This window comes from Pseudorhizobium xiangyangii (assembly GCF_020531965.1).
GTDB lineage: Bacteria > Pseudomonadota > Alphaproteobacteria > Rhizobiales > Rhizobiaceae > Neorhizobium > Neorhizobium xiangyangii.
In genome coordinates, this window is the sequence record NZ_JAJAWH010000009.1 from 1 (window position 1) to 24,355 (window position 24,355).

Annotated in this window: 26 protein-coding genes; 18 read left to right on the top strand and 8 right to left on the bottom strand. The window is 62.2% G+C overall.

What is annotated here, in order from left to right:
- The first annotated feature begins 60 nt into the window (after positions 1-60).
- Positions 61-1,737 carry a cisplatin damage response ATP-dependent DNA ligase gene (locus tag LH464_RS09485; protein ID WP_226786137.1) on the top strand — a complete coding sequence of 559 codons (1,677 nt, stop codon included), beginning with the start codon at positions 61-63 and terminating at the stop codon, positions 1,735-1,737.
- Positions 1,738-1,793: 56 nt separating this feature from the next.
- On the opposite strand, the gene LH464_RS09490 is transcribed toward LH464_RS09485, so the two are convergent.
- On the bottom strand, positions 1,794-4,034 hold the full coding sequence (locus tag LH464_RS09490) for a methyl-accepting chemotaxis protein (RefSeq protein ID WP_226786138.1): 2,241 nt from the start codon (positions 4,032-4,034) through the stop codon (positions 1,794-1,796).
- A gap of 277 nt (positions 4,035-4,311) precedes the next feature.
- Between LH464_RS09490 and LH464_RS09495 the strand changes: the two genes are divergently transcribed.
- Together LH464_RS09495 and LH464_RS09500 are read left to right on the top strand one after the other, a co-directional pair.
- Complete coding sequence (locus LH464_RS09495) at positions 4,312-5,130, top strand: L,D-transpeptidase (protein ID WP_226786336.1); 819 nt, start codon at positions 4,312-4,314, stop codon at positions 5,128-5,130.
- 165 nt (positions 5,131-5,295) lie between these two features.
- Positions 5,296-6,015 (top strand): L,D-transpeptidase, encoded by a 720-nt coding sequence (locus LH464_RS09500; RefSeq protein ID WP_226786139.1) that lies wholly within the window; start codon positions 5,296-5,298, stop codon positions 6,013-6,015.
- 7 nt (positions 6,016-6,022) lie between these two features.
- Here the strand turns inward: LH464_RS09500 and LH464_RS09505 are convergent, their stop codons facing one another.
- Positions 6,023-6,493 carry a MarR family winged helix-turn-helix transcriptional regulator gene (locus tag LH464_RS09505; RefSeq protein WP_226786140.1) on the bottom strand — a complete coding sequence of 157 codons (471 nt, stop codon included), beginning with the start codon at positions 6,491-6,493 and terminating at the stop codon, positions 6,023-6,025.
- Between the two features lie 144 nt (positions 6,494-6,637).
- Here LH464_RS09505 and LH464_RS09510 point away from each other — a divergent pair, with 144 nt between their 5' ends.
- Both LH464_RS09510 and LH464_RS09515 read left to right on the top strand, forming a co-directional pair.
- Entirely contained in the window at positions 6,638-7,060 is a 423-nt protein-coding gene (locus LH464_RS09510) for an organic hydroperoxide resistance protein (RefSeq protein WP_226786141.1), read from the top strand.
- Positions 7,061-7,144: 84 nt separating this feature from the next.
- Positions 7,145-7,546, top strand: a complete 402-nt coding sequence (locus LH464_RS09515; RefSeq protein WP_226786142.1) for an antitoxin Xre/MbcA/ParS toxin-binding domain-containing protein — start codon at positions 7,145-7,147, stop codon at positions 7,544-7,546.
- A gap of 29 nt (positions 7,547-7,575) precedes the next feature.
- On the opposite strand, the gene LH464_RS09520 is transcribed toward LH464_RS09515, so the two are convergent.
- Positions 7,576-8,019: a MarR family winged helix-turn-helix transcriptional regulator gene (locus LH464_RS09520; protein WP_226786143.1), complete on the bottom strand. Its 444-nt coding sequence runs from the start codon at positions 8,017-8,019 to the stop codon at positions 7,576-7,578.
- A 51-nt stretch (positions 8,020-8,070) separates the two neighbouring features.
- Here LH464_RS09520 and LH464_RS09525 point away from each other — a divergent pair, with 51 nt between their 5' ends.
- The 8 genes from LH464_RS09525 (at position 8,071) to LH464_RS09560 (ending at position 12,927) form a co-directional block, all read left to right on the top strand.
- Positions 8,071-8,823, top strand: a complete 753-nt coding sequence (locus LH464_RS09525) for a DUF899 domain-containing protein (RefSeq protein WP_226786144.1) — start codon at positions 8,071-8,073, stop codon at positions 8,821-8,823.
- 44 nt (positions 8,824-8,867) lie between these two features.
- The gene (locus tag LH464_RS09530; protein ID WP_226786337.1) at positions 8,868-9,335 is read left to right on the top strand and encodes a DUF1579 domain-containing protein; all 468 of its coding nucleotides are present in this window, start codon (positions 8,868-8,870) and stop codon (positions 9,333-9,335) included.
- A gap of 81 nt (positions 9,336-9,416) precedes the next feature.
- Positions 9,417-10,232 (top strand): VOC family protein, encoded by an 816-nt coding sequence (locus LH464_RS09535; protein WP_226786145.1) that lies wholly within the window; start codon positions 9,417-9,419, stop codon positions 10,230-10,232.
- A gap of 152 nt (positions 10,233-10,384) precedes the next feature.
- Entirely contained in the window at positions 10,385-10,714 is a 330-nt protein-coding gene (locus LH464_RS09540) for a hypothetical protein (protein WP_226786146.1), read from the top strand.
- A gap of 104 nt (positions 10,715-10,818) precedes the next feature.
- A complete protein-coding gene (locus LH464_RS09545) occupies positions 10,819-11,055 on the top strand; it encodes a hypothetical protein (protein WP_226786147.1) in 237 nt (78 codons plus the stop codon).
- A 94-nt stretch (positions 11,056-11,149) separates the two neighbouring features.
- A complete protein-coding gene (locus LH464_RS09550) occupies positions 11,150-11,674 on the top strand; it encodes a sigma-70 family RNA polymerase sigma factor (RefSeq protein WP_226786148.1) in 525 nt (174 codons plus the stop codon).
- 120 nt (positions 11,675-11,794) lie between these two features.
- A complete protein-coding gene (locus tag LH464_RS09555; RefSeq protein WP_390624959.1) occupies positions 11,795-12,538 on the top strand; it encodes an ion channel in 744 nt (247 codons plus the stop codon).
- A gap of 89 nt (positions 12,539-12,627) precedes the next feature.
- Positions 12,628-12,927, top strand: coding sequence for an alkylphosphonate utilization protein (locus LH464_RS09560; RefSeq protein ID WP_226786150.1), 300 nt, complete (start codon positions 12,628-12,630; stop codon positions 12,925-12,927).
- A gap of 104 nt (positions 12,928-13,031) precedes the next feature.
- Here LH464_RS09560 and LH464_RS09565 read toward each other — a convergent pair whose 3' ends face one another.
- On the bottom strand, positions 13,032-14,597 hold the full coding sequence (locus LH464_RS09565) for a helicase HerA-like C-terminal domain-containing protein (protein WP_226786151.1): 1,566 nt from the start codon (positions 14,595-14,597) through the stop codon (positions 13,032-13,034).
- Positions 14,598-14,713: 116 nt separating this feature from the next.
- Here LH464_RS09565 and LH464_RS09570 point away from each other — a divergent pair, with 116 nt between their 5' ends.
- Both LH464_RS09570 and LH464_RS09575 read left to right on the top strand, forming a co-directional pair.
- Complete coding sequence (locus LH464_RS09570; protein ID WP_226786152.1) at positions 14,714-15,694, top strand: YihY/virulence factor BrkB family protein; 981 nt, start codon at positions 14,714-14,716, stop codon at positions 15,692-15,694.
- A 92-nt stretch (positions 15,695-15,786) separates the two neighbouring features.
- The gene (locus LH464_RS09575) at positions 15,787-16,179 is read left to right on the top strand and encodes a hypothetical protein (protein WP_226786153.1); all 393 of its coding nucleotides are present in this window, start codon (positions 15,787-15,789) and stop codon (positions 16,177-16,179) included.
- 63 nt (positions 16,180-16,242) lie between these two features.
- Here the strand turns inward: LH464_RS09575 and LH464_RS09580 are convergent, their stop codons facing one another.
- The 3 genes from LH464_RS09580 to LH464_RS09590 all read right to left on the bottom strand — a co-directional run bounded on the left by LH464_RS09580 (position 16,243) and on the right by LH464_RS09590 (position 19,415).
- Complete coding sequence (locus LH464_RS09580) at positions 16,243-17,067, bottom strand: aldo/keto reductase (RefSeq protein WP_226786154.1); 825 nt, start codon at positions 17,065-17,067, stop codon at positions 16,243-16,245.
- 106 nt (positions 17,068-17,173) lie between these two features.
- Complete coding sequence (locus tag LH464_RS09585; RefSeq protein ID WP_226786155.1) at positions 17,174-18,211, bottom strand: aldo/keto reductase; 1,038 nt, start codon at positions 18,209-18,211, stop codon at positions 17,174-17,176.
- Between the two features lie 19 nt (positions 18,212-18,230).
- Entirely contained in the window at positions 18,231-19,415 is a 1,185-nt protein-coding gene (locus LH464_RS09590; RefSeq protein WP_226786156.1) for an MFS transporter, read from the bottom strand.
- A 339-nt stretch (positions 19,416-19,754) separates the two neighbouring features.
- Between LH464_RS09590 and LH464_RS09595 the strand changes: the two genes are divergently transcribed.
- Together LH464_RS09595 and LH464_RS09600 are read left to right on the top strand one after the other, a co-directional pair.
- On the top strand, positions 19,755-20,648 hold the full coding sequence (locus tag LH464_RS09595) for a LysR family transcriptional regulator (protein ID WP_226786157.1): 894 nt from the start codon (positions 19,755-19,757) through the stop codon (positions 20,646-20,648).
- A gap of 97 nt (positions 20,649-20,745) precedes the next feature.
- On the top strand, positions 20,746-21,075 hold the full coding sequence (locus tag LH464_RS09600; protein WP_226786158.1) for a hypothetical protein: 330 nt from the start codon (positions 20,746-20,748) through the stop codon (positions 21,073-21,075).
- 21 nt (positions 21,076-21,096) lie between these two features.
- Here LH464_RS09600 and LH464_RS09605 read toward each other — a convergent pair whose 3' ends face one another.
- Positions 21,097-22,551 (bottom strand): phospholipase D-like domain-containing protein, encoded by a 1,455-nt coding sequence (locus LH464_RS09605; RefSeq protein WP_226786159.1) that lies wholly within the window; start codon positions 22,549-22,551, stop codon positions 21,097-21,099.
- Between the two features lie 853 nt (positions 22,552-23,404).
- Here LH464_RS09605 and LH464_RS09610 point away from each other — a divergent pair.
- Complete coding sequence (locus tag LH464_RS09610; protein WP_226786160.1) at positions 23,405-24,283, top strand: branched-chain amino acid aminotransferase; 879 nt, start codon at positions 23,405-23,407, stop codon at positions 24,281-24,283.
- Positions 24,284-24,355 lie beyond the last annotated feature (72 nt).

The window sequence follows — 24,355 nt, forward strand, 5'->3', positions numbered from 1 at the left end:
GGCCGGCAGGCCAGAGGGGGATTTGCTGCGGGTTGGTCGGCCCACAGGGGAGGCTTCCCCATGAAAGCCTTCGCCACGCTTCTCGATCGTCTCGTGCTCACCCCGTCACGCAACGGCAAGCTGAAGCTGATCGCCGATTATTTTCGCGAGACGCCCGATCCCGATCGTGGCTACGGGCTGGCGGCGCTGGCCGGCACGCTCGATCTTCGAAGCGTCAAGCCCGCGCTTCTGCGTGAACTGGTCCTTGAACGGCTGGATCCGGTGCTGTTCCAGTATTCTTACGACTATATCGGCGACCTCGCGGAGACTATCGCGCTCGTTTGGGATGCCGGTGAGAAGGACGACACGACGGATGAGGAGCAGCCGCGCCTCGGCCACGTTGTTCATCTCATGAACTCGCTCGGCCGCACCGAGGTCCGTTCGGCAGTTCGCGATCTCCTCGATCATCTGGACCCGTCCAGCCGCTTCGCCTTCCTCAAGCTTGCCACCGGATCGCTGCGCATCGGTGTATCGGCGCGGCTCGTGAAACAGGCGCTTTCTGATTTCAGCGGATCGGACATGAGCGGTTCCGCAGGAGAGGGGGCAGGAGAGGGGAAGGACATCATCGAGATAGAGACCCTGTGGCACGGCCTCGCCCCGCCCTATGAGCCGCTGTTCGCCTGGCTGGAGGGAAAGGCGGAGAAGCCGGTGCTGGCGACGCCCGCCATTTTCCATTCGGTGATGCTCGCCAACCCGGTGGAGGAGGGCGACCTAGAAAAGCTCGACCCGGCTGACTATGCCGCCGAGTGGAAGTGGGACGGCATCCGCGTCCAGATGTCGAGCTACGGGGGTACGAAGAAACTCTATTCCCGATCCGGTGACGATATCACCGGCGCCTTTCCGGATATCGTCGATGCGATCAACTTCGAAGGGGTCGCCGATGGCGAGCTTCTGGTCGGTGGCACGCAGCGCTCGAACAATCCGACCCGCACGTTCTCCGACCTGCAGCAGCGGTTGAACCGCAAGACCGTCACGCCCAGGATGCTGGACGAGTATCCTGCCTTCGTGCGCACCTACGACCTGCTCTTCGACGGCGACCAGGACGTTCGCGCCAGGACCTTCTTCGACCGCCGGGCGCGTTTGGCCGAGGTCATCGGCAAGGCACCGCATGATCGCTTCGATCTGTCGGAGCTCGTGCCGTTTTCTGCCTGGGACGAACTGGACCGCCTGCGCATCGCCCCGCCTGACCCGGTCATTGAAGGCGTGATGATCAAGCGCAAGGACAGCCCCTACCAGGCGGGGCGCCTCAAGGGGCCGTGGTTCAAGTGGAAGCGCGATCCATACAATGTCGATGCCGTCATGCTCTATGCGCAGCGCGGGCACGGCAAGCGCTCCAGCTACTATTCCGACTTCACCTTCGGGGTCTGGTCGGACACCCCGGAGGGGGAACAACTTGTGCCGGTCGGCAAGGCCTATTTCGGCTTCACCGATGCGGAACTGGAAGTGCTCGACAAGTTCGTCCGCGACAATACGGTGGAACGCTTCGGGCCGGTGCGGGCGGTGCGTGCCGAGCCGGGTTTCGGCTTTGTGCTGGAGGTTGCATTCGAAGGCATCAATCGGTCTACGCGGCACAAGTCCGGCGTTGCCATGCGGTTTCCGCGCATTTCGCGTCTAAGGCCGGACAAGCTGCCCCGCGATGCCGACCGGCTGTCGACGCTGACGGCGATGGTCGAAGCCAAGACCTCGACCCAGACGTAAAAAAAGCGGGAAGCCGTGGCTCCCCGCTTTTGCTTTCTTCTCTCAGCCGATGCGGCTCAGAACTCTTCCCAGCTTTCGTTGCTGACTGCTGCGGCGGCAGAGCCCTTGCCGGAGAATGCCCGGGCAATCTTGCCGACCATTCCACGCGCCGGCGATGCCTGGGGCGCGGATTGTGCGCTGGCGTGTGCAGGTGCCGCGCGGCGGGGAGCGTAGCCGGCGGATGAACCGCCCAGCTGGAACTGGCCGATCAGTTCGCGCAGGCGACCGGCCTCGTTGGCGAGCGTCGCGCCGGCTGCATTGGCTTCTTCCACCATTGCGGCGTTCTGCTGCGTCACCTGGTCCATCTGGTTGACGGCGGTGTTGACCTCGGACAGTCCAACCGACTGTTCGCGTGCCGAGGTGGCGATCGCGTCCATGTGCTGGTTGATCGTCACGATGTAGCTTTCGATGGTCTTCAGCGCGGTGCCGGTATCGCTGACGAGACGGACACCGTTGGAAACCTCGACGGAGGAGTTGCGGATCAGGTCCTTGATCTCCTTGGCGGCCGTCGCGGACCGCTGGGCGAGTTCGCGGACTTCCTGGGCGACGACGGCAAAGCCCTTGCCGGCCTCTCCGGCACGGGCCGCCTCGACGCCGGCGTTGAGCGCCAGCAGGTTGGTCTGGAAGGCGATGTCGTCGATGACGCCGATGATGTTGGAGATCTGGTTCGACGACTGCTCGATCTTGCCCATGGCGTCGACGGCGTTGGTGACGACCGCACCCGAATGACGGGCGCTTTCGTTCGCCTGGATTGCCACGGTGCGGGCTTCTTCAGCACGCTTCGTGGAATTGGCGACGTTTGCGGTGATCTGGTCGAGTGCTGCAGCGGTTTCCTCGAGCGAGGCCGCCTGCTGCTCCGTGCGCTTGGACAGGTCGTCTGCGCTCTGGCTGACTTCGCGGGAGCCCGAGTCGATGGAGCCGGTCGCATCGGAGACGGACGTCATCGTGTCCTTGAGCTGTCCGACGGCCTGGTTGAAGTCTGCCCGCAGGCTTTCGAACTCTTCGGCGAAGGTCTGTGACAGTTGAACCGAGAGGTTGCCGGCGGCAAGCTGCTTGAGGCCGTCCGCAAGGCCGGTGGTGGCCTGTGCCATCGCTTCGGCGCGGATGCGCTCCTGCTCGGCCGTGTGGCGACGCTGTTCCTCGGTCTGGCTGCGCTGCTGTGCCGCTTCCTGCTCCAGTTCGCGGGTCTTGAGTGCATTGTCCTTGAAGACCTGTACGGCACGCGCCATGGCGCCGATCTCGTCGGGACGTGCCTCGCCTTCGATATTGGCCGTCAGATCGCCGGAGGCGAGCCTCGACATCGTGCCGGTCAGGCGGCCGAGTACGCCGGCAAGCGAGCGGGCAAAGAGGAAGAAGCCGAGAAGCGAGAGAAGCGAGACGATCACCGTGCCGACAGCGGTCATCACGAGCGCGCTCCGGCTATCATCGACGATGGAGCTGACGTCGGAGGCGATTTCGAGAACGCCGATCTTGGTGCCGGAGAAGTTGTTGAATGGCACCGTATTGACGATGAAGGTGGTGTCGCCGGACATGACGCGCTTCTGGAAGCCTTCGCCCTCGAAGGCCGCCTTGAGCTGCTCGTCTGAAAGCAGCGCGGACTCGACGGTCGATGCCTGCTTTTCCAGCTTTCCGTCGACGAGGATATGCACGGCGATTTCGCCACCGATACGAGCGGCGAGAGGCGCGAAATAGGCGTTCGTCAGGCCGGTCCCGACATCGACTACGCCGACGGTCTGGCCGCCGCTGACGACCGGCGCGGAGGCGAACATGCTGACGTTGGTGCGGCCGGGTTCGATGCCCGCCACCAGCTTGCCGCTGGAGAGCGCTTCGACAACCGTCGCGCGGCGTGCCTTCATGTCATCGCCGAACTTGTCCGGGGTATGGATGCGGGCGACGGCTTCACCGTTCCCATTGATGAAGGTGATCAGTTGCAGACCGCTTTCGCTGATGACGGCCGGAAGCGCTGAAGTATGACGTGCAATGATCTGGTCGCGGGCGTTGCTGCCGATCAGGCCCGCAACCTCGGGTTCGGCCGCAAGTGTCAACGCCAGGCCGGCAGCCGCCTTCCTCTGGGCTGCCATGTCCGTTTCGATCAATGCCAGATCGTTGGCAACCTCGCGCTGCAAGGCTTCTATACTGGCGGAGGACTGGCTGTACCAGGCGCTGGCTCCGAGCGCGATACTTGAAAACAGTACCGCCGCGAAGCCGCTGGCAGTAATCGTCATCCATAAAGGACGTTTAACTTGAATTTCCGACATGCGATCCATCCGTGGCCAATACTGAAGACCTACGACTGATGGTGGGAAAGCTTCAATTTTAGCTGAATGCATAAACCCTAAAAAATATCCCTGTTTTTTAGTAGTCCACATTATGGACCAACAAATGGCCCGCCATCGCACGGCCATCGGTGTGAGGCAGGAGTGGGCGAGACCAGAGGAAATGGCCGGCAGGATGGAAAAATCGTCTCTGCCGCCAGCTTCGCGCCAGCCGCGACCGGCATGGTGTGTCGATATCATCTGCCGGAATAGGGTCGCCATGCCGCTTTTGCCTCAGTCTCTGCGCCGAACTCTGCCGCACATCGGCCTCGCAACGGTGGTCGTATCGCTCAGCGGCTGCATTCTCGTCACCGACACCAGCCGCATGAACCCGGACGTTTTCGTCCAGGAAACGGCGCCGGTCTTCAATGTGCCGCCCTATGCCGATCCGCCGAGCAACCAGCCGCCGCCGATGCCTGGCGGCATCCCGCACAAGCGCCAGCTTTACCCAAGCCACTTCCACCAGACCTACGGCCTGCCGGTCTCCAATCCCGTGCACCGCGCCCTGTACGGCCAGATCCGCGACGAGGGACACACGCTTCCGGCAATTCCGTATTCGCGCATCGATTCCCGCTTTCTCCGTCAGGAAGTCTCCTACCAGACGACCGAAACGCCCGGCACGATCGTCGTCGATACCAAGCAGCGTTATCTCTATTTCGTGCAGCCCGAAGGCAAGGCGATCCGCTATGGCGTCGGGCTCGGCAAGGACAGCTTTGCGTGGTCCGGCCGCGGAACGATCCAGTGGAAGGCGAAATGGCCGCGCTGGACGCCGCCGGGTGAAATGGTGGAACGCCAGCCCGAGCTTCGCCAGTTCGCCGCCGCGCAGGGCGGTGCGAATCCGGGCCTGAACAATCCTCTCGGCGCCCGCGCGCTCTACATCTTCAAGGACGGCAAGGACACGCTCTACCGCGTTCATGGTACCCCGGACTGGCAGTCCGTCGGCAAGGCCACGTCGTCCGGCTGCGTCCGCATGCTGAACCAGGATATCATCGATCTTTTCGACCGCGTGCCCGCCTCCACCGAAATCGTCGTCATCTAGGTCGACACGGCCGCTCACGCGAACGTGGTCCGGGTGGTGGTGGAACATCGTCTAAGGGAAGCGTAAACGATACCCGTGGTAGGATGCGGGCAGGCGGAACCTTTGCGTTTTCCTGCCGTTGAGCGGACCTAGTCGAAAAGTACCAAGTCGGGCGGTTTTCCAGACATGAATATAAACACTTCCTATTCCCGCCGAGGCGTCCTGTCGCTTCTCGCGGTTGGCGCTGCATCGACACTTGCCGGCTGCGCGTCGAGTAGTCCTCGGCCGGTATTGGCGACGCCCGTGGCTTTTGCACCGCCGCCGCCGCCGCTACCGTCCGCGTCCGGCCGTTCGCCGGAACTCGATGCCATGTACGGTTCGGTTGTCGATGGCGGCTTTGTCATTCCGGGCATACCCTACTGGGAGATCAATCCGCGCTACTATCGCCAGCGTGTAGTCGATCCGACGGGCGAACGTCCCGGCACGGTTGTCGTCGATACCGCATCGCGGTTCCTCTATCTGGTGGAAGCCGATGGAAGTGCCATGCGCTATGGCGTCGGGATCGGTCGCGAGGGCTTCGCCTGGGAAGGCGAGGGCGTCATCCAGTGGCGTCAGAAATGGCCGAAGTGGACGCCGCCCGCGGAAATGATCGCCCGCCAGCCGGCACTTGCAAAATACTCAGTCGATAATGGTGGTCAGCCGCCGGGATTGAACAACCCGCTCGGCGCGCGCGCGCTTTATATCTTCCAGGGTGGCCAGGATACGCTCTATCGCCTGCATGGCTCGCCGGAATGGAAGTCCATCGGCAGCGCCGCATCCTCCGGCTGCGTCCGTCTGATGAACCAGGATATCATCGATCTCTACGAGCGGGTTCCGTCGAAAGCCCGCATCGTCGTCTGGCAATAGGCGTCAACTAGGCGGCAGGCTGCTTTGCCAGCCTGCCCGTCAACTCCAGCAGGTCGTCGCGCAGGCGCTCCATCTCCTCGAAGCTGCATCCGACTGCCGAACCGATTTCCTTCGTGACGGCCGCAGCCTTGCGGCGCATCTCGTTACCCTTGTCCGTCAGGGAAATCCGCACCTGCCGCTCGTCGTGCGTGTCGCGAATGCGCTTCACGAGCCCGGCCTGTTCCAGGCGCTTGAGCAGCGGCGATAGCGTGCCGGAATCGAGCCCCAGCCGGTCCCCGATGGCACGCACCGGCTGGCCGTCCTCGTCCCAGAGGACCAGCATCACCAGATATTGCGGATAGGTAAGACCCAGCGGCTCGAGAAGCGGCTTGTAGGTGCGTGTGAAGGCGTGAGCCGCGCCGTAGACGGCGAAGCAAAGCTGCGTCTCCACCTTTTCCGGCAGAGATGTCTCCCGCGCTTCGCCTGGATTTTTCTGCATGGCATTCCCTGACTTTGCAGTGCTCCGACCTATCTCCCCATTATCGTCCTTTTGCCCGAATAAAACAACGTGCAAAATTGTCTTGTGCACAATCGAATTGTTCGCTATCAGTATCCTGTCTTTAAAACCCAAGGAGCGAAGACAATGGCAATTCTCTACACGACCAAGGCTTCCGCCACGGGCGGCCGCGCCGGCCGCGCCGTCTCCGAAAATGGCGTTCTCGATGTGACGTTGACGGTGCCAAAGGAACTGGGTGGTGACGGCGCGACCGGCACCAATCCGGAGCAGCTTTTCGCCGCCGGCTATTCCGCCTGCTTCCTGGGTGCGCTGAAGAACGTCGCCGGCAAGGAAAAGGTGAAGATCCCGGAAGACACCAAGGTCACCGCCACTGTCGGCATCGGTCCCCGCGACGATGGCACCGGCTTCGGCATCGACGTATCGCTCAAAGTGGATATCCCGGGCATGGACAAGGCGCAGGCGGAAGACCTAGTTGCCAAGGCGCACATCGTTTGCCCCTACAGCCATGCCATGCGCACCTCGACCGAAGTGCCGGTTTCGGTCGCCTGATATCTGGACGGAAAAGGGGGCGGGTACCCCGCTCCCTTTGAAATTTGCGCTGACCTGTTATCTTCCCGGCAAAAGGTAGGTGACATGGATTTTGCCGAGAGATTCGCGGAAAGAGATGATGGCCCCCTCGTGATTTCCGAGGCTCAGGTGGTCACCAGGGCGACGGTGGTCGCGGCGTACAAACTCGGCCTGAGCCCCCACGCGCTCGCTGGCATCATAGGCGTTTCGGAAGATGCGGTGTCGCGCATGGAGCGGCTCGATCATCTGCTGGCGAAGGGCACGGAACCGTTCCGGCTGGCAGTTCAACTGATCCGGCTGTTTCGCGTACTCGGCGGCGTCACCGCTGGTGACGAGGCTGAGGCTCGCCGCTGGCTGCATGATCCGAATTGCGAACTGGGCTTTATTCCGGCGGAAAAGATCGGCACTGCCGGTGGTCTGGCCGATGTCCTCGCCCATCTGGATGAACGGCACCCCAGCTTGAGGTGACGCCGCAAGGTATTCGTGCCGCGCCCTGATTACCGGATCGACGCCAGCGTGTTCCTGAGCGGCGCGATCCCGTCGCCGATCTCCGTATCCAGTTCGCCGTGCACGCGCGTCCAGATCGGCAGGGCGGTCGAGAGCAGGGCGGTTCCTTCCGCCGTCAGTTTCATCAGCCGGCTGCGGCGATCCTTCGGGTCGGGCATGCTCTCCACCAATCCCCGCCGCTCCAGCACCTTTACGGCGGCTGTCAATGTGGTGCGGTCCATGGCGAGAACGTTCGCAACCGAACCCATGGGGGCAGGGGCGGGGCGGTTGAGCGCCATCATCAGCGAGAACTGCCCGTTGTTCAGTCCCAGCGGCTTCAAGGCCAGGTCGAAACGGCGCGCAAGGGCGCGCGCCGCGCGCTGCACATGGAGACACAGGCACGTGTCACGCACGTGAAGGGTGGTGGAAAAAGGAATCAGCATCGTATTTGACATTGCTGATATATGTTGATATCAACCTAAAATGTCAAGACGGAGGAGAATGATATGAATGCGAACGTTTCGCCGGCAAACGCCGTTGTCTTCCCGGAAGAATGGCTTGAGGCACGGCGCGAGCTTCTCGCGCTGGAAAAGGAAGAAACACGGCTCCGCGACAAGGTCCGGGCAGCGCGCCGGGCGCTGCCATGGGTGCGGATCGACAAGGACTACGTTTTCGAGACTTCTGATGGACCGAAAAGCCTTGCCGACCTCTTCGATGGTCGCAGCCAGCTGATGGTCTATCACTTCATGCTCGGGCCGGATTGGGATGCCGGCTGCGTCGGCTGCTCCTTCCTCTCGGACCATGTCGACGGTGCGCTGCCACATATCAACAATCATGACGTGACCTGGGTGACGGTGTCGCGCGCGCCAATCGAGAAGATCAAAGACTACAAGAAGCGTATGGGCTGGAAATTCCCCTGGGTTTCCTCCCATGGCTCGGACTTCAACTTCGATTTCCACGTTTCCTTCACGAAGGAGGATCTCGCCGGGGACAAGGTCTTCTACAATTTCGAAGCTATCGATCCCGCCGACGCCCATGACGAGCTACCGGGTCTCTCTGCCTTCTACAGAAATGAGAAGGGCGAGATCTTCCACACCTATTCCAGCTATTCGCGGGGCGGCGAGGAAATCATCGGTGCCCTGATGATCCTCGATCGGGCGCCGTTCGGCCGCAACGAGGAAACCATCATGGATTTCGTCAAGCGCCACGACGAATACGCGCAGGCCCCGGATGCGGACCCGTCATCCTGTTGCCACTGATCACCGGCATTCTTGAATAGGGCAAGGAGGAGGAAATCATGAGCATGGAAATGGTAAAGCCCCAGGCGGAGCATGGCTTTCTGCAAAAACTCGTCGGCACCTGGGAGGTGACGGCGCCCGAGATGGCGGGGCATGTTCCGTGGACGGAAAACGTCCGCTCGCTGGAGGGCATCTGGTTCGTCTGCGAAAGCCGCGGCGAGATGCCGGGCTGCGGCGAGGCATCGATCATGATGACGCTCGGCTTCGATGCCGCCAGGCGCAAGTATGTGGCGAGCTGGGTAGGCTCGATGATGGACCACCTGTGGGTCTACGAAGGCGATCTTTCCGCCGATGGCACGACGCTCAGCCTCTACACGACCGGGCCCGACCACCAGAACCCGGGCAAGGCGGGTGAGTATCGCGAACAGATCGTCTTCAAGAACGACGATCACCGCATCTTCAATTCCAGCGCCAGGCAGCCGGTCGGCAGCTGGAAGCAGTTCATGGAAGCGCACTACCACCGCAAGGGGTGAGGTGCGCAATTCTGCCGGCTTTGTCGCCTCTCCCGCTCGAGGGAAGAGGCGACACGACAACCACCAACCGAGGAGGAAACCATGTTGCAGACTGCATCTGAAACGAGAAGCTCCACCCATGGCAAGTTCATCTGGTGCGAGTTGATGACGTCTGACACGCAGGCGGCGGGCGAGTTCTATGGCTCGGTCATCGGCTGGAACACCAAGCAGGTGGAAATGGAGGACCTGACGGGCCCCTACTACATTTTCGAGATAGGCGAAGGTGACAAGTGCCCCGGTATCGGAGGCATGATGACATTCCCGCCCGAGCTGGAAGGAAAGCTTCCGCCGAACTGGACCGGCTATGTCGCGGTCGACGACGTCGACCAGACGGCGCGCGACTATGTCGAGCATGGCGGGCGCGTCCAGCGGGAACCGGAAGACATCCCCGGTATCGGCCGTTTCGCGGTGGTTGCCGATCCGCACGGCGCGGTACTCTGCATCATGACGCCGCTGCCGATGGACGACATGCCTGCGCCGCCACCGGAAGGTTCTCCCGGCACGGTCGGCTGGCACGAACTCTATGCCGGCAATGGCGAAGAGGCCTTCGATTTCTATGCCAAGGTCTTCGGCTGGACGAAGGATCATGACTTCGACATGGGACCGATGGGCGCCTACCGGATCTTCGCCGAGCACGGCAAGGCGGTCGGCGGCATGATGACTCGGCCGGAAAGCGTGCCGATGCCCTGCTGGTGCTACTATTTCAACGTCGATGGTCTCGGCGCTGCGATGGAACGGGTGAAGGCCGGCGGCGGGCAGGTCCTGGAGGGACCCATGGAAGTCCCGGGTGACGCATGGATTGCCCAGTGCACCGACCCGCAAGGGGCGTTCTTCTGCATGGTGTCCAATCAGAAGTGACCGGGCGCGGCGCTTCACGGCGCCGCGTCCCCCTCGCATTTTACTGCCGTTAAAGCTAGGTTCAGGGAACTGCGGCTACACGCGTCGGTTGGAGGCATGCGTCGCGTGCGAAACCAACGGACGAAAGGCAACGGATGCTCAGGATCAGGCTGATGGTGATTAGTCCGCCATCGTTCCTCATGCCAGCGGTCCGCCAGGCCTGGGTGAGGGCGGGCGTCGATCTGGATGGCCCGCATAATACTGCCGAGTTTGCCTCCCGCGTCGCCGACGCGCGGGTGGACGGTGCGGTCGTCGATGTCCAGTATGATGCGCCGACCCTTCTGAGGGTGGTCGAGGTTCTCGAAGCCTTTGCCGTCCCGACCTTGTTTGCCAGTAGCGGGAGGGCTGCACCCGGCGGCGGCTTCACGTTTTCGGCCGAGCAGGGCGCTATCAATGCGATCGTCCGTCACCTGCTGGGATCGGACGAGAAGACCATCCAGTAATATTTGAGTTGCACCATTTAAGCAGTCGCTTATTCTATCCCCCGTGAGGCAATGGTCGTGCCGCTTTTCCGGTGCCGATACCGCCTTTGGCTGGAGGATGCGGCATGCTGGATCGTGACTTTTATCCCGAAATTCTGTCCTCCGACGACGTGAAGCTTCTTCACGACGCCGTGCGCAATCTTGTGGAGTCCGAAAAGGAGCGCGCCATCATGCATGATCCGGAATCCCTGGCGAAGATCGTCCTTCGACTCTACAGGAACGGGCTGACGGAACCCGGCAAGCTCATGAGCCTCGCCTCGCTGGTGGCCGCGCGACAGGCGGAGCAGAAGGCGGCCGACTGAGCCCCGCCCGATTGCCCCCCGTCCGATTGGATGCGCGACTAGGAACCAAAGCTCTCCTCGGGAATTGAATCTCCGTCAACGAGGAGTGACCCCCATGAACAAGTCGGCAGGTTCGTCGCACCGGGAGGTGGACGTGGTCGAGATGATACCGGCGCTGCGTAGCTTCGCCCGTCGCTTCTATCCGAACACCTCCGACGCTGACGACCTCGTACAGGACACCCTGTTGCGGGCGCTTGCCAACATCGACAAGTTCCAGGTGGGGACCAGCCTGAAATCCTGGCTCTTCACCATCATGCGGAACACGTTCTGCACGCGCTACGGCCGGAGCAAACGAGAATTTGTCGGCATAGAGGAATGTGCCGCGTTGCACCGTGCCGTTAACGCGCCGCAGGAATGGGCAGTCCGGGTGCAGGAGTTTCACCGCGCGCTCGCAGCTCTTCCCGAACATTACCGTGATGCGTTCGAAACCGTCCTGATGCACGGTGAAAGCTATGAAGCGGCCGCCGGGCGTTACGACTGCCCTGTCGGGACGATCAAGAGCCGCGTCAACCGGGCTCGTGTGGCCATCCTGAAAAGCCTGGGCGAAGACGGGGCAGGTGGAACGATGGGCATCCACTGACAGGTCCGGCATGATCCGGCGCGCATGCGTTGTAGTGGGCAGTTAACACGCTATGTTCCATTCATGAGTTTACCCCGGCCGTCCATGATCCCCCCTGCTCACATCAAGGACCTGCGGCAGATGCTGCAACGGTTGGAACGGGGGCGCGACCCGGTTGCCCTGCGATGGCAGGCGGCCTTCGCCATCATCGACATTGCGATCCTCGCCTTCTTTCTCTTCGGCCCCTATTTCCGCGAAGGGCCGACCTATCTCGTCATCGACTACCTGATCGCGGTGTGGATATTCATTGAGCTTACGGCGCGGGCGCTGGCCGCTCCGAATTGGCGAACGTATTTCCGTCGCTCCATGACCTGGATAGATATCGTCATCCTGATGACCCTGCTGTTTCCTGAAACGCTCTTCAACTTCGCCTTTCTGCGGGCGATGCGGCTTTGGGCCATCGGCAACAGTCCCCTGTTGCGCGAAGGCCTGCGCCGCGCTGGCTACGCGCCGTTGCAGGATGTGGTGCGGGCCGTCATCAACGTCCTGGTCTTCCTCTTCATCGTCACCGGCTTCGTCTACACGAGCTTCTTCTACAACCAGCCCGGTGGCGAGGGCTTCGTCGACGCGCTCTATTTCACCGTGGCGACGATCACCACGACAGGTTTCGGAGACATCACGTTGCCCGGCACACTGGGTAAGCTCACCTCGGTCGTCACGATGATCGTCGGGATCTCGCTGTTCGTCCGGCTCGCGCAGGCCGTCGTGCGGCCCTACAAGGTGACGTTTCCCTGCCCGAAATGCGGTTTGCAGCGCCACGATGCGGATGCGGTCCACTGCAAGGCCTGCGGCGAGGTGCTGAACATCCCGGACGACGGCGGCTGACACCAGCCCGCGCGCGCCGCGTTTGCGCAAACCTGACGGACTGTTATAAGCGCGGCAATCTTGAAGATAACCCGCGAGGATCAGACCGCATGGCAGCCGATGACGAATACGTCTATGACGAGGTAACGGGCGAATGGCGTCCGGCTTCGGAAGTGGCGGCAGCTGCGGCAAAGGCCGCCGAAGTCTGCGACGCTGCAGGAAACGTGCTGGTGGACGGCGATTCCGTTACCCTCATCAAGGACCTCAAGGTCAAGGGTGCCAACCAGACACTGAAGCAGGGCACGGTCATCCGGTCGATCCGGCTGACGGAAAATCCCGAAGAGATCGATTGCCGCCACGACACCATCAAGGGTCTCGTGCTGCGAACGGAGTTTGTCCGCAAGCGGTAGCTCGTCGACCCTGAAATCGGGCTCGATTTCGTGAGGTACGATGCTCACACCCCAAGTGTCACAGCGTCTTGGCGCGCCCTGGAGGCGCGCCGAGCAATCGTCACCTACCGCTTGAGGCTGCCGAGAATGCCTCGCACAATGGCGCGGCCAAGCGAGTTGGCGACCGATCGCGCCGCACTCTTCATCGCTGCCTCGACCACCGATTCCCGCTGACGAGCAGGCCGCCCCGCCGTCCGGCCACCTGCCGGCTTGGCCTCCGGCGCATCGCCGAAGCCGGGAAGGGTCCAGCGGCCGGCTGCGCTGTTGTCTTCCTGCTCTTGCTCCTGCTGTGCTGCCTCCCTTTGGGCGGCTTCCGCCTCTGCAGCCTTGCCCGCGCGCGCCATCAGGATTTCGTAAGCGGACTCGCGATCGATATCGCGGTCGTACTGGCCGGCAATCGGGCTCTGGTTGATGATCTGCGTGCGCTCGGTGTCCGAAAGCGGGCCGATCCGGGAGGAGGGCGGGCGCACGAGCGTCCGCTCGACCATGGATGGCGCGCCCTTGCCTTCCAGCGTCGAGATCAGCGCCTCTCCGGTGCCGAGCGCGGTGATCGCCTCTCCGGTGTTGAAGGCGGGGTTGGCGCGGAAGGTATCCGCCGCTGTCTTCACCGCCTTCTGTTCGCGCGGCGTATAGGCCCTGAGCGCATGCTGAACCCGGTTGCCGAGTTGTGCCAGCACCGCCTCGGGCACGTCGAGCGGGTTCTGCGTCACGAAATAGACGCCGACTCCCTTGGAGCGAATGAGGCGGACGACCTGCTCCACCCGTTCGACCAGCACCTTCGGCGCCTCGTTGAAGAGGAGGTGTGCCTCGTCGAAGAAGAAGACGAGCTTCGGCTTGTCCGGATCGCCCACTTCCGGCAGTTCCTCGAAAAGCTCCGAGAGCAGCCATAGCAGGAAGGTCGCATAAAGCCGCGGATTGTTCATCAGCTTGTCGGCGGCAAGCACGCTGATCGTGCCGCGCCCGTCCTGCGTGGTTCGCATCAGGTCGCGGATGTCGAGTGCCGGTTCGCCGAAGAAATGCTCGGCACCCTGCTGCTCCAGTACCAGCAGGCCACGCTGCAGCGAGCCGACCGAGGCCTTGGAAACGAAGCCGTAGCGGTTGGAAATCTCGCTGGCATGCTCGCCCATGTAGTTCAGCAGAGCCTGCAGGTCCTTGAGGTCGAGAAGCGCCATTCCGCCTTCGTCGGCGATCTTGAAAGCGATGTTGAGCACGCCCTCCTGCGCGTCTGTCGCATCCATCAATCGGGCGAGCAGCAGCGGCCCCATTTCGGCGATCGTGGTTCTGACCCGGTGGCCCTTCTCTCCATAGAGATCAAGGAAGATCGTCGGGAAGGCTTCGAAGTCGTAGTCGGAAAACTGGATCTCTTCGGCGCGCTTCAGCAGGAAGTCCTTTTCCTCGCCGATCGCTGCGATGCCGGAGAGATCGCCTTTGATGTCGGAGCAGAACACCGGAACGCCTGCCTTGGAAAAGCTTTCCGCCAGCACCTGCAGCGTTACCGTCTTGCCGGTACCGGTGGCGCCGGTGATCAGCCCGTGGCGATTGCCGAACTTGAGTTCGAGATATTCGCCCTTGTTGAATGAATCGTCGGGGTTTCGGCTGCCGCCGACAAACAGTTTTCCTGACTCACCCATGCAACTGGCGCTCCCTCGCAACGTTATGACTCAAAAGGGTTATAGATGGCGCGGCAGGGCCGGGCAATGGTCGCTCCGGCGCACTATCAAGCCTTTGCGTTCGGAAGGAATGACTGGTGCAGGAAGAAGAGGTTGGGGCGGGCGGTCGTGAAAAGGGACGAGGCAGGGATGCCGAAAGGCCGGGGCAAATACCCGCTGCCGGGCTGAAGGATGTCCTCTGGCGTCTCTATGCAGCCGTCGGCGAAGACCGGGTCATGCTGATCGCCGCCGGCGTCACCTATTATCTGCTGCTGGCTCTTTTTCCCGCCATGGCAGCGCTCGTCTCCCTCTATGGTTTTTTCTCCAGTCCGGCCGATATCGCCGAGCGGATCGGCTTCCTCGGCTCCGTTATGCCGGCGGATGCGCTCAACATCTTCCTCGACCAGTTGAAGTCACTCGCTTCGCAGGACAATTCCACGCTTGGCATTGGTCTCCTGGCGGGTCTCGCGATTGCTCTCTGGAGCGCCAACAACGGTATGAAGGCACTCTTCGAAGCCATGAACGTGGCCTATGGGGAGACCGAAAAGCGGAGCTTCATTAGGCTCAACGCGATCTCTCTTCTCTTTACCTTCGGGGCTCTGATCCTTGTGATCGTGCTGATCGTCGCGGTGGGCATCGTGCCGGTCGTTCTGTCGTTCCTGTGGCTGGAGCGATGGGCCGAGATACTCATCAGTCTGGCGCGCTGGCCGCTGATGCTCCTGTTCGTCGTCGGCGCGATAGCGATCCTCTACCGGTTCGGCCCGAGCCGCGAGCCGCCGAAGCCGCGTTGGCTGAGCTGGGGCACGGCGTTCGCCGCCATTTCCTGGGTGATCGCCTCGGTCGCCGTGTCGTTCTACCTCGCCAATTTCGCCAACTACAACGCCACCTACGGGACGCTCGGCGCCATGATCGGCTTCATGGTCTGGACATGGATTTCCGTCATCATCGTCATCATCGGAGCCGAGATCAACGCCGAGCTGGAGCACCAGACGGCAAGGGATTCGACGACGGGTCCGCCCAAACCGATGGGAAGCCGGGGTGCCTATATGGCCGACACAATCGGCAAGGCTTCGTCTTGATCCGGTGCGTTCTCTATGCGCATTTGGCGCTGGACGACGGCTGGTGTTCTGTATTACGTGGACGTTAACGTCAAAACCTTGAGGACAGATTGATGAACGAACTGGTTACGCGCGTCGCAGACACTGTGGGCATTGCTCCCGACACCGCGGAAAAGGCTGTCGGCATGATGCTCGGCTTCCTGCAGCGCGAGGCGGATGATGGCGCGGTCGCGAAGATGATCGAATCCATCCCCGGCGCGCCCGAGTTGGTCGCCCAGTTCAACGGCGAAGGTTCTGGCGGCGGCGGCGGCCTGCTCGGTGGTCTGATGGCAAGCTTCGGCGGCGGCGTCATGGCGCTCGGCCAGCAGCTGATGAGCATCGGTCTGGGCATGGGAGAAATCACGGCACTCGCCAAGGAAACCATCAAGGTCGCCCGCGAACATGCCGGCGACGAGGTGGTCGATCAGGTGGTCGCCTCGGTGCCCGGCCTTAGCCAGTTCGTCTGATTTCTTCCGTCTGGAAGCATCGAAAAGCCGCCGGAGTGATCCGGCGGCTTTTTTGCTGATAGCTTAATCCCACTCCGGCGCCAGATGCCCGGGGTTGACGATGCGGCCATCAGGGCGGGCCAGCTTGTGGATCTCCGCCATCTCTCCCTCGCCGAGCGCGAAGTCGAAGATCTCGAAGTTTTCGCGAAGGCGGCTTTCGGTGGCAGTCTTGGAAAGCGCGATGACGTCTTTCTGCTGCACGGCCCATCGCAGCACCACCTGCGCGGCGGTCTTGCCGTGGCGCGCGCCGATGTCCTTCAGGGCAGGGTCCTGCGGCACCTTGCCGTCCGCCATCAGGTAGTAGGCCGTCACCGACATGCCGGTCCTGGTCGCCTCTGCGAGTACCTTTCTCTGGTCGAGATAGGGGTGATACTCGATCTGGTTGGTGGCGATCGGTGCATCCGACAGTTTTACCGCTTCGGCCATCAGCGCCGCCGAGAAGTTCGAAACGCCGATGTTCTTCACCTTGCCGGCTTTTCTCAGCTCGTTGAGCGCACCCATCCGGTCGGCGAGCGGCATCTCGCTTTGCGGCCAGTGAAGCAGAAGAAGGTCGACATGGTCGGTCTTCAGTTTCTGGAGGCTCTCGTCCACCGAGGCGATGAAGGCCTCATGGCCGACACGGTCGACCCAGACCTTGGTTGTCAGGAAGATATCGGCGCGAGGAACGCCGGAGCTGGCCAGGGCCGCGCCGACCGCGGCCTCGTTCTGGTAGATCTGTGCCGTGTCGACATGGCGGAAGCCGAGCTTGAGAGCTTGCGGCAGGATGCGCAGGACGTCTTCGTTCGGCATGCGGAAGGTGCCGAAGCCGAGGGCGGGAATATTGGCGCCATTCGCGCTGACTGAGTGCATGGATAACTCCTTTTGGGAACGAAGCCCGGCCTGGGATCCGGGCTGGAAAGAGGCCCATTCTACATGGACCAGAATCAGGACGGATCAACCTCCGTCTTTTCAGCGATCACCCTGCCAGCGGCGGGTTGAGGCGGGCAAAGCCTTCCTGCCGGCGATAGGGGAAATGCGGATAGGGCGCCGTCACCGCGCTGGCGGCATCGAGCTTTGCGACCTGCTCCGTCGTCAGCGACCAGCCGACCGCGCCAAGGTTCTGGCGAAGCTGTGCCTCGTTGCGGGCGCCGATGATCACCGAAGAGACGGTCGGCCGGCCGACAAGCCAGTTGATCGCCACCTGTGGCACCGACCGGCCCGTTTCCGCGGCAACCTCTTCCAGCGCATCGACCACCTTGTAAAGCAGTTCGTCCTCCACCGGCGGGCCGAAATCGGCCGTCTCGTGCAGGCGGCTGCCGGCTGGGACAGGCTTGGCTCGACTGATCTTGCCAGTGAGGCGACCCCAGCCGAGCGGGCTCCAGACCAGCGCGCCGAGACCCTGGTCCTCATCCAAAGGCATCAGGTCCCACTCGTAGTCGCGGCCGACGAGAGAGTAATAGACCTGGTTCGCCACGTAGCGCGTCCAGCCGTGCCGCTCGGCGGCGGCGAGCGACTTCATGATCTGCCAGCCGGAAAAATTGGAAACGCCGATGTAACGCAGTTTGCCGTCGGACACGAGCCGGTCGAGCGTCGAGACGACTTCCTCGACGGGCGTCGAGGCGTCGAAGGCGTGCAGCTGGAATATGTCGATATGGTCGGTGCCGAGCCGCTTCAGCGCGGCCTCGACCGAATCGATCAGCCGCGAGCGCGATGAACCCCAGTCGTTTGCGCCGTCGCTGACCGGCAGGCTGGCCTTGGTGGAAATCAGCACATCGTTGCGCCGCCCCTTGATCGCCTCTCCCAGCACTTCCTCCGAAGCGCCGGCCGAATAGACATCGGCCGTGTCGAACAGGTTGACGCCGGCTTCGAGACAGATGTCGACGAGGCGGCGGGCCTCCTCTACATCGGTCGTGCCCCAGTGGCTGAACAGTGGACCGGAGCCACCAAACGTGCCGGCTCCGAAACTCAAGACCGGCACTCTGAGGCCGGATGCGCCGAGATTGCGGTATTCCATGTTCCTGTTCCTTTTCGAATTACTCTGCAGGGGCGAGGGCGGCACTCTCGGCGTCGTGTCTGTCCAGCCGGATGGCGAGAAGCGCAACGGCAAGGGCTCCGATCGGCACGAGGCCGGCGACGAACGTGACCGCACCGAGGCCCGGGCCGTGGTCGATCACCGCGCCGCCAAGCCACGCGCCGATGGCATTGCCGAGGTTGAAGGCCGCGATGTTGAATGAGGATGCCAGTCCCTGGCCGGCACCTTCCGCCTTTTGCATCACCCACATCTGCAGCGGCGAGACTGTCGCGAAGGCGGCAGCGCCGAACAGGCCGATGGCGATCACGGCAAGAACCGGCTGGTGGATCGCCGCGGTCATGGCGAGAAGCACCGCGGCAAGCGTCACGAGGCTGCCGACGATCGTCGGCACGAGGTACCGGTCTGCCAGCCAGCCGCCGGCGAGGTTGCCGATCACCAGACCACCACCGAAAACGAGGAGGATCGGTGAAACGGCGCCTTCCGAGAAGCCGGTGATCTCGGTCAGGATAGGCGCGATATAGGTGAAGCCCGCAAACACGCCGACCCACGACAGCACGGTGGTGAGCAGGCCGAGGATGACGGCGCGGCGTCCGAGCACGGCAAGCACGCCCTGCGTGGCCTCTTCCTGCGCATCCGATGCCTTGTCCTTCGGAACGAGGAGCGCAATGACGGCGAGCGCCGCAAGACCGATGAGCGTTACCGCCCAGAAGGTTGAGCGCCAGCCGTAGGCCTGGCCGAGCCATGTGCCGAAGGGAACGCCGAGGATATTGGCGACGGTTAGGCCGGTGAACATGACCGCAATGGCCGAAGCGCGTCTGTTGGGGGCCACGAGACCGGTCGCCACCACCGAGCCGACGCCGAAGAAGGAGGCATGCGCGAAGGCGGTGAGTACGCGGGCAGCCATCAACCACCAGTAGTCGGGGGCGATGGCGCAGGCGAGATTGCCGATGGTGAAGACCACCATGAGCGCCATCAGCAAGGTCTTTCGCGACCACTTGTCGCTGATTGCGCCGAGGATCGGCGCACCGACGACGACGCCAAGGGCATAGCCGGAAATCAGCAGGCCGGCGGCGGAAATCGAGACGCCGAGATCTTTGCTGACGTCGATGAGCAGGCCCATGATGACGAATTCCGTGACGCCGATGCCGAAGGCGCCGGCCGTCAAGGCATAGAGAGCGAGAGGCATTGGGTATCCTTGTCCTGTAATTCCTCGGGAGGGGAGGCATCATTCGATGCGCTGCAATATCGTCGCCCGCCACTTGCGTGTGTAGCGGCATAAGCGGATAAGGATTTGTGAAATCAGTTCACAGTTGTCGGTTTGGCCGCATATCGGATCCAGACCGGGCAGCGACGCGGGTGAAATGAAAAAGACCCCTCCCAACCCTCCCCACAAGGGGGAGGGCTTAACCCGGAGCTTCCGTCCAGGCCCATTGAGGCAGGCAGGCGCCACGGGTTTCTCCCCCCTTGTGGGGGAGATGGCCTGGCAGGCCAGAGGGGGAATTTTGGCTGAATAGGAATGGCTCGAATGGACAACCGTGCCGGAGAAATGGAGGTCTTCGTCCTCGCCGCCGAGCTGAAAAGCTTTTCGGCCGCAGGCCGCAAGCTGAAGCTGTCGCCCTCGGCAGTCAGCAAGTTGGTGACGAGGCTGGAGGACCGGCTTGGCACCCGTCTCGTCGTGCGCTCCACCCGCACGCTTCAATTGACGCCGGAAGGCGAGACCTATCTGGCGCGCGCAAGCCGCATCCTCGCCGAGATCGCCGATACGGAGGAGATCGTTTCGGGCGGCGGGAGGGCGTTGCCGCGTGGGGCCTTGTCGGTCAATGCATCGGTCGGCTTCGGCGAGCGCTATATCCTGCCGTTGACAGGCGAATTCCTGAGGCTGTTTCCCGAGGTGCAGCTCGACGTCACCTTGACCGACGACACGGTTGATCTCATCCGTGAGCGCGTCGACATCGCCATCCGTCACGGGCCGCTCAGGGACTCATCGCTGATGGCGCGCAAGCTCGGCCAGAGCCCGCAGGTCGTGATCGCCTCTCCGGATTATATAGCCGAGCGCGGCATGCCGAAGACGCCGGCCGATCTCGACCTCCACAATTGCATCAACTTCAATTTCCGCCGTGCTGTGGAGGGCTGGCCTTTCCGCGATCCGGAAAGCGGCAGGGTCAATGTCCGCCCGGTTTCGGGCAGTCTCAGGGCCTCGAGCGGCTCGATCATCCGCCAGTTCTGCCTGGATGGGCTCGGCATCGGTCGCGTCGGGCGCTTCCATGTCGAGCCGGATATCGAGGCCGGCCGGCTGATGGTACTGCTGGACGATTGGAACCCGCAGGACATCGAGGAAATCCACGCCGTTTATGCCGGCCACGAGCATCTCGCGGTGCGCATCCGCGCCTTCATGGATTTTCTGGCCGAGAGGCTCTGAGCATCAAAACATTCACGTAAACCTCTCCAAATTGTAATCCGGAACGCGCTTGCTTTTGAGGTCGATCCGGGAAATCTGAGGCCCTGGAGAGAATCGCATGAATGACGAAACCAAGGACATTGCCGCGCGGCTGCGCGCGGAGATCGAAAACGCGGCAGCGCCCTCGGCGGCGGTTGCCTCCTCGGATGTCCAGGCGCTGCTTGAGCGTTACGAGGCGCTCCAGAGAGAAAATCAAGACCTGCGCAGGCAGGCGGTGAAAGGCAGCGAGATGCTCGATGCCGCTGCCGTCTTCCTCAAGGCCTATGGCGACAAGTATCTCAATCTTGTCAGTGGCGGCATTCGCCCGACCGCTATCCTGCGCAGCGAAGTCAAGGTCATGTGGGCCGTATTCAAGGATGTCCGCGGCCTCACCGAAGCCGACGTCTGAAGACCCGTCGCACCATCGATTTCACGGAGCAGCACGACGCCGGAACTTTTTCCGCAGGAAGCTGGACGTTCGATAGCGCACACCCGCCGGTCGTTCAGGGTCCGCGAGGCTCGACTCGGCCATCATTTCCTCGTCCGCGGTGAGATCGCGGATCGGCACCGGCCGCAGGCCTCGCCCTTGGCTCCTGTTCAGGCGTTCGATCGCATCGATCACCGACCCGCCTGACTGATTGAGAGCGCCCTCGACCTCTTCCAGCGCGCACGACAGATGTTCCGCAAGCAGGGCGTTTCTTTCGAGGTGGATGCTCCGTCGCAACTCGGTCTGGTCGGTGCTCGCTTCCAGAATAAGGTCGCACTCGGTGTCGTAGCCCATCGATCGATTGTTGAGATTGGCCGAGCCGATTTTCAAGATCCGGTCGTCGGCAATCATGATCTTTGCATGGACGTAGATCGGCGTTCCAACATCGTTGACCGGGTAGAAGATGCGGAAGCGGCCGTGTTCGTCGGCTTCTCGCACCAGCTTCATCAATCGGATGCGTGCCGAATCCATGGCCTTGGCCTCCAGCCAGCCATCGGCTCCTTCCGGATTGATGAGCACGACTTCCGGCCCTTGCGGCTCGCGCAGACGCCCGGCGATCGCCTCGGCAATCCGGCGGGACGCAAAATACTGGCTTTCGATGTAGAGTGTCTTCTCCGCTGCGGCGACGATCGCAAGCGTCGCGGTCTCGATTTCCGCCACCTGGGCGTGGTCCTGATATTCCGGCGCGGTCCGGGCAATGCCGACGTCTACGTTCTCGTATTCGACCTCCAGATCGTCCGGCCACGGGTCGCTGTCCGTCTCCGGGTGGTTTAGCTCGTCGTCCGTCGCCCTCTTCCATCGCTGGCGAGCCAGATCTCCAAGCGCGGCGGCAAGAGGGCCGGAACAACAGCTGGTGGCGTCGTGCCAAGGCGCTGCCGTGCGTCCCGTAGGCGAGCGACGGTCGGGATCGTTCTCCCGGTGCTCGCGCGTGTCCCAGCGACCGGCTGTCATGTCGATCCCGCCGCAAAAGGCGACCTTGTCGTCGACCACCAGCAGCTTCATGTGGTGCGCGGACATTGTCGGGTGGGCGCTGTCGAGCTTCAGGTGGATGCGTTCGTTGAACAGCCAGCTCAGGATATAGAAGGGCGTCTCGCCACGGGTGAGGGATGACAGGACCCCGACATCCCATTTGAGGATGCGGATATCGATGTCGGGGTTCTTTTTGGCGACCGAGTTGAGGAAGCGACCCAGCTTGTCCGGTTGCTTGGCCTGCTTGTTCCCCGGTTCCAGCCGGATACGCGTGTCGAAATCCCAACCGATCAGGTAGATCGAGCGCCTTGCTTTCAGCATGGATTGCTTCGCGCAGCGGAAGAAGTCGGCGGCGTCCACGATGACGGAAAAACGATCGGCGCGGGCGATACGCCAACAACTTTCGCCTTCCGCGAGGATTGATGTCATGTCCAGTAGCCCCAAGCCTTCGTTTTGTCGTTACTCGCGCAAGCATAGGCACGGCGCCGAAGGGAACGTTTTACCGCCAGCCGAGTTCCCTATGGACGGAAACGAGGTACGACCCCATGCAACTGGCTTTGCCGGTTATATTCCTGATGCTGATCATGGCGGTCCTCAGCGGACTTTTGGTGGCAGGCCCGGAACAAAGGCAAAGTCCGGCTATGGCGACGACATCTGCCGTTCATCGGGTCTCCGATGCTGGTCCGGAATATCCGTGAATAATAATTTATAAATAAAATCAAGATCTTGTTTGCTTTGTCTCCACTGCCATGAGCAGGACGCATTCTTGCGGTTTTCTAAAATTCAAGCTGGCTGGCCTGTTGCCCGGTCGGCGGAAAATCCGTGGATATTGTTTTGCGTTCTAAACCCGGAGACCTCTGATGCGCTGGCCCTTTGCCCTGTTTCTGCTTTTCCTTGTCGGATGTGTCCTGAGCATCGCGCTTTTGGACAATGACGGCGTCGGGCGTATGGAAGACAGTCTGATCGAAGCCGTCCGGCCTGACCGCGCGCCCCTCCTTCCTCCACCGTCGCGCTCCTGACGCCCTTGGCGCCCCGGTGCTTTGTGCGCCCGTCGTCGACTTTCCGAAAAGCGAAGCCGATTTCGGCTCCATGCCGTAGCTCCGCCGCATGATTTTTTGTGATGGACCTATCTGCTTGCGTGCGGTTACCCGAGAAAAGGCTTCAAAAACAACCGACCGCACTTGAACGCTGGTGTCCGCGGATGGGGAGTTGCGGCAAAAATCCACTTGACGTTGCGGATGCCGCAGGACTTCACTCGGCGCCAAACCGCAAGGAGACGCGAATGCCTGTGAATACCGCACCCCGCACTGCAACCTGGACCTTTGTCGATGGCGAGTGGCTGGCAGGCAACCCGCCGCTTATCGGCCCGACATCGCACGCCATGTGGCTGGGTTCGACGGTGTTCGACGGTGCCCGGTGGTTCGACGGCATTTCTCCCGATCTCGACCTGCATTGCCAGCGCGTCAACCGCTCCGCCACGAACATGGGGATGAAGCCGGTCGTGGCCGCCGAGGAAATCGAGCGGCTGGCGCGGGAAGGTGTCCGGAAGTTCGACGGCAAGACGGCTATCTACATCAAGCCGATGTACTGGGCCGAGCACGGCAGCTCCTACAGCCTGGTCGCCGCCGATCCGGAATCGACGCGCTTTGCGCTCTGCCTGTTCGAGGCGCCGATGCACGCGGCAAAGCCCTCCTCGCTGACCGTCTCCCCCTTCCGCCGTCCCAACCCGGAAGTGGCGATGACCGATGCCAAGACCGGCAGCCTCTACCCGAACAGCGGCCGGATGATCATCGAGGCGCGGTCGCGCGGTTTCGACAATGCGCTTGCGCGCGACATGAAAGGCAACGTTGCGGAAACCGCGTCCTCCAACGTCTTCATGGTCAAGGACGGCGTGGTGATGACGCCTGTCGCCAACGGCACCTTCCTGGCCGGCATCACCCGCGCGCGCGTCACCGGTCTTCTGCGTGACGCAGGTTTCGAGGTCCGCGAAACGACGCTGACGGTGCAGGATTTCATGGCGGCCGACGAGATCTTCACCTCCGGCAACTATTCCAAGATCGTCCCGGTGACGAAGCTCGACGATCGTGAGTTCCAGGAGGGGCCGGTAACGCGAAAGGCGCTGGCGCTTTACATGGACTGGGCCCGCGCCAAGGCGGTGTGAAACTCGCTTCGGCCAAGGCGGCGGACATTGTCTCGCCGCCCTGGCCTTTTGGCGCCTGGCACTGCCAGGAGT

Excerpts from the sequence above, each read along its gene's own strand:
- LH464_RS09485 (WP_226786137.1), top strand. The coding sequence starts at position 61 with ATGAAAGCCTTCGCCACGCTTCTCGATCGTCTCGTGCTCACCCCGTCA.
- LH464_RS09490 (WP_226786138.1), bottom strand. The coding sequence starts at position 4,034 with ATGTCGGAAATTCAAGTTAAACGTCCTTTATGGATGACGATTACTGCC.
- LH464_RS09495 (WP_226786336.1), top strand. The coding sequence starts at position 4,312 with ATGCCGCTTTTGCCTCAGTCTCTGCGCCGAACTCTGCCGCACATCGGC.
- LH464_RS09500 (WP_226786139.1), top strand. The coding sequence starts at position 5,296 with ATGAATATAAACACTTCCTATTCCCGCCGAGGCGTCCTGTCGCTTCTC.
- LH464_RS09505 (WP_226786140.1), bottom strand. The coding sequence starts at position 6,493 with ATGCAGAAAAATCCAGGCGAAGCGCGGGAGACATCTCTGCCGGAAAAG.
- LH464_RS09510 (WP_226786141.1), top strand. The coding sequence starts at position 6,638 with ATGGCAATTCTCTACACGACCAAGGCTTCCGCCACGGGCGGCCGCGCC.
- LH464_RS09515 (WP_226786142.1), top strand. The coding sequence starts at position 7,145 with ATGGATTTTGCCGAGAGATTCGCGGAAAGAGATGATGGCCCCCTCGTG.
- LH464_RS09520 (WP_226786143.1), bottom strand. The coding sequence starts at position 8,019 with ATGTCAAATACGATGCTGATTCCTTTTTCCACCACCCTTCACGTGCGT.
- LH464_RS09525 (WP_226786144.1), top strand. The coding sequence starts at position 8,071 with ATGAATGCGAACGTTTCGCCGGCAAACGCCGTTGTCTTCCCGGAAGAA.
- LH464_RS09530 (WP_226786337.1), top strand. The coding sequence starts at position 8,868 with ATGGAAATGGTAAAGCCCCAGGCGGAGCATGGCTTTCTGCAAAAACTC.
- LH464_RS09535 (WP_226786145.1), top strand. The coding sequence starts at position 9,417 with ATGTTGCAGACTGCATCTGAAACGAGAAGCTCCACCCATGGCAAGTTC.
- LH464_RS09540 (WP_226786146.1), top strand. The coding sequence starts at position 10,385 with ATGGTGATTAGTCCGCCATCGTTCCTCATGCCAGCGGTCCGCCAGGCC.
- LH464_RS09545 (WP_226786147.1), top strand. The coding sequence starts at position 10,819 with ATGCTGGATCGTGACTTTTATCCCGAAATTCTGTCCTCCGACGACGTG.
- LH464_RS09550 (WP_226786148.1), top strand. The coding sequence starts at position 11,150 with ATGAACAAGTCGGCAGGTTCGTCGCACCGGGAGGTGGACGTGGTCGAG.
- LH464_RS09555 (WP_390624959.1), top strand. The coding sequence starts at position 11,795 with ATGCTGCAACGGTTGGAACGGGGGCGCGACCCGGTTGCCCTGCGATGG.
- LH464_RS09560 (WP_226786150.1), top strand. The coding sequence starts at position 12,628 with ATGGCAGCCGATGACGAATACGTCTATGACGAGGTAACGGGCGAATGG.
- LH464_RS09565 (WP_226786151.1), bottom strand. The coding sequence starts at position 14,597 with ATGGGTGAGTCAGGAAAACTGTTTGTCGGCGGCAGCCGAAACCCCGAC.
- LH464_RS09575 (WP_226786153.1), top strand. The coding sequence starts at position 15,787 with ATGAACGAACTGGTTACGCGCGTCGCAGACACTGTGGGCATTGCTCCC.
- LH464_RS09580 (WP_226786154.1), bottom strand. The coding sequence starts at position 17,067 with ATGCACTCAGTCAGCGCGAATGGCGCCAATATTCCCGCCCTCGGCTTC.
- LH464_RS09585 (WP_226786155.1), bottom strand. The coding sequence starts at position 18,211 with ATGGAATACCGCAATCTCGGCGCATCCGGCCTCAGAGTGCCGGTCTTG.
- LH464_RS09590 (WP_226786156.1), bottom strand. The coding sequence starts at position 19,415 with ATGCCTCTCGCTCTCTATGCCTTGACGGCCGGCGCCTTCGGCATCGGC.
- LH464_RS09595 (WP_226786157.1), top strand. The coding sequence starts at position 19,755 with ATGGACAACCGTGCCGGAGAAATGGAGGTCTTCGTCCTCGCCGCCGAG.
- LH464_RS09600 (WP_226786158.1), top strand. The coding sequence starts at position 20,746 with ATGAATGACGAAACCAAGGACATTGCCGCGCGGCTGCGCGCGGAGATC.
- LH464_RS09605 (WP_226786159.1), bottom strand. The coding sequence starts at position 22,551 with ATGACATCAATCCTCGCGGAAGGCGAAAGTTGTTGGCGTATCGCCCGC.
- LH464_RS09610 (WP_226786160.1), top strand. The coding sequence starts at position 23,405 with ATGCCTGTGAATACCGCACCCCGCACTGCAACCTGGACCTTTGTCGAT.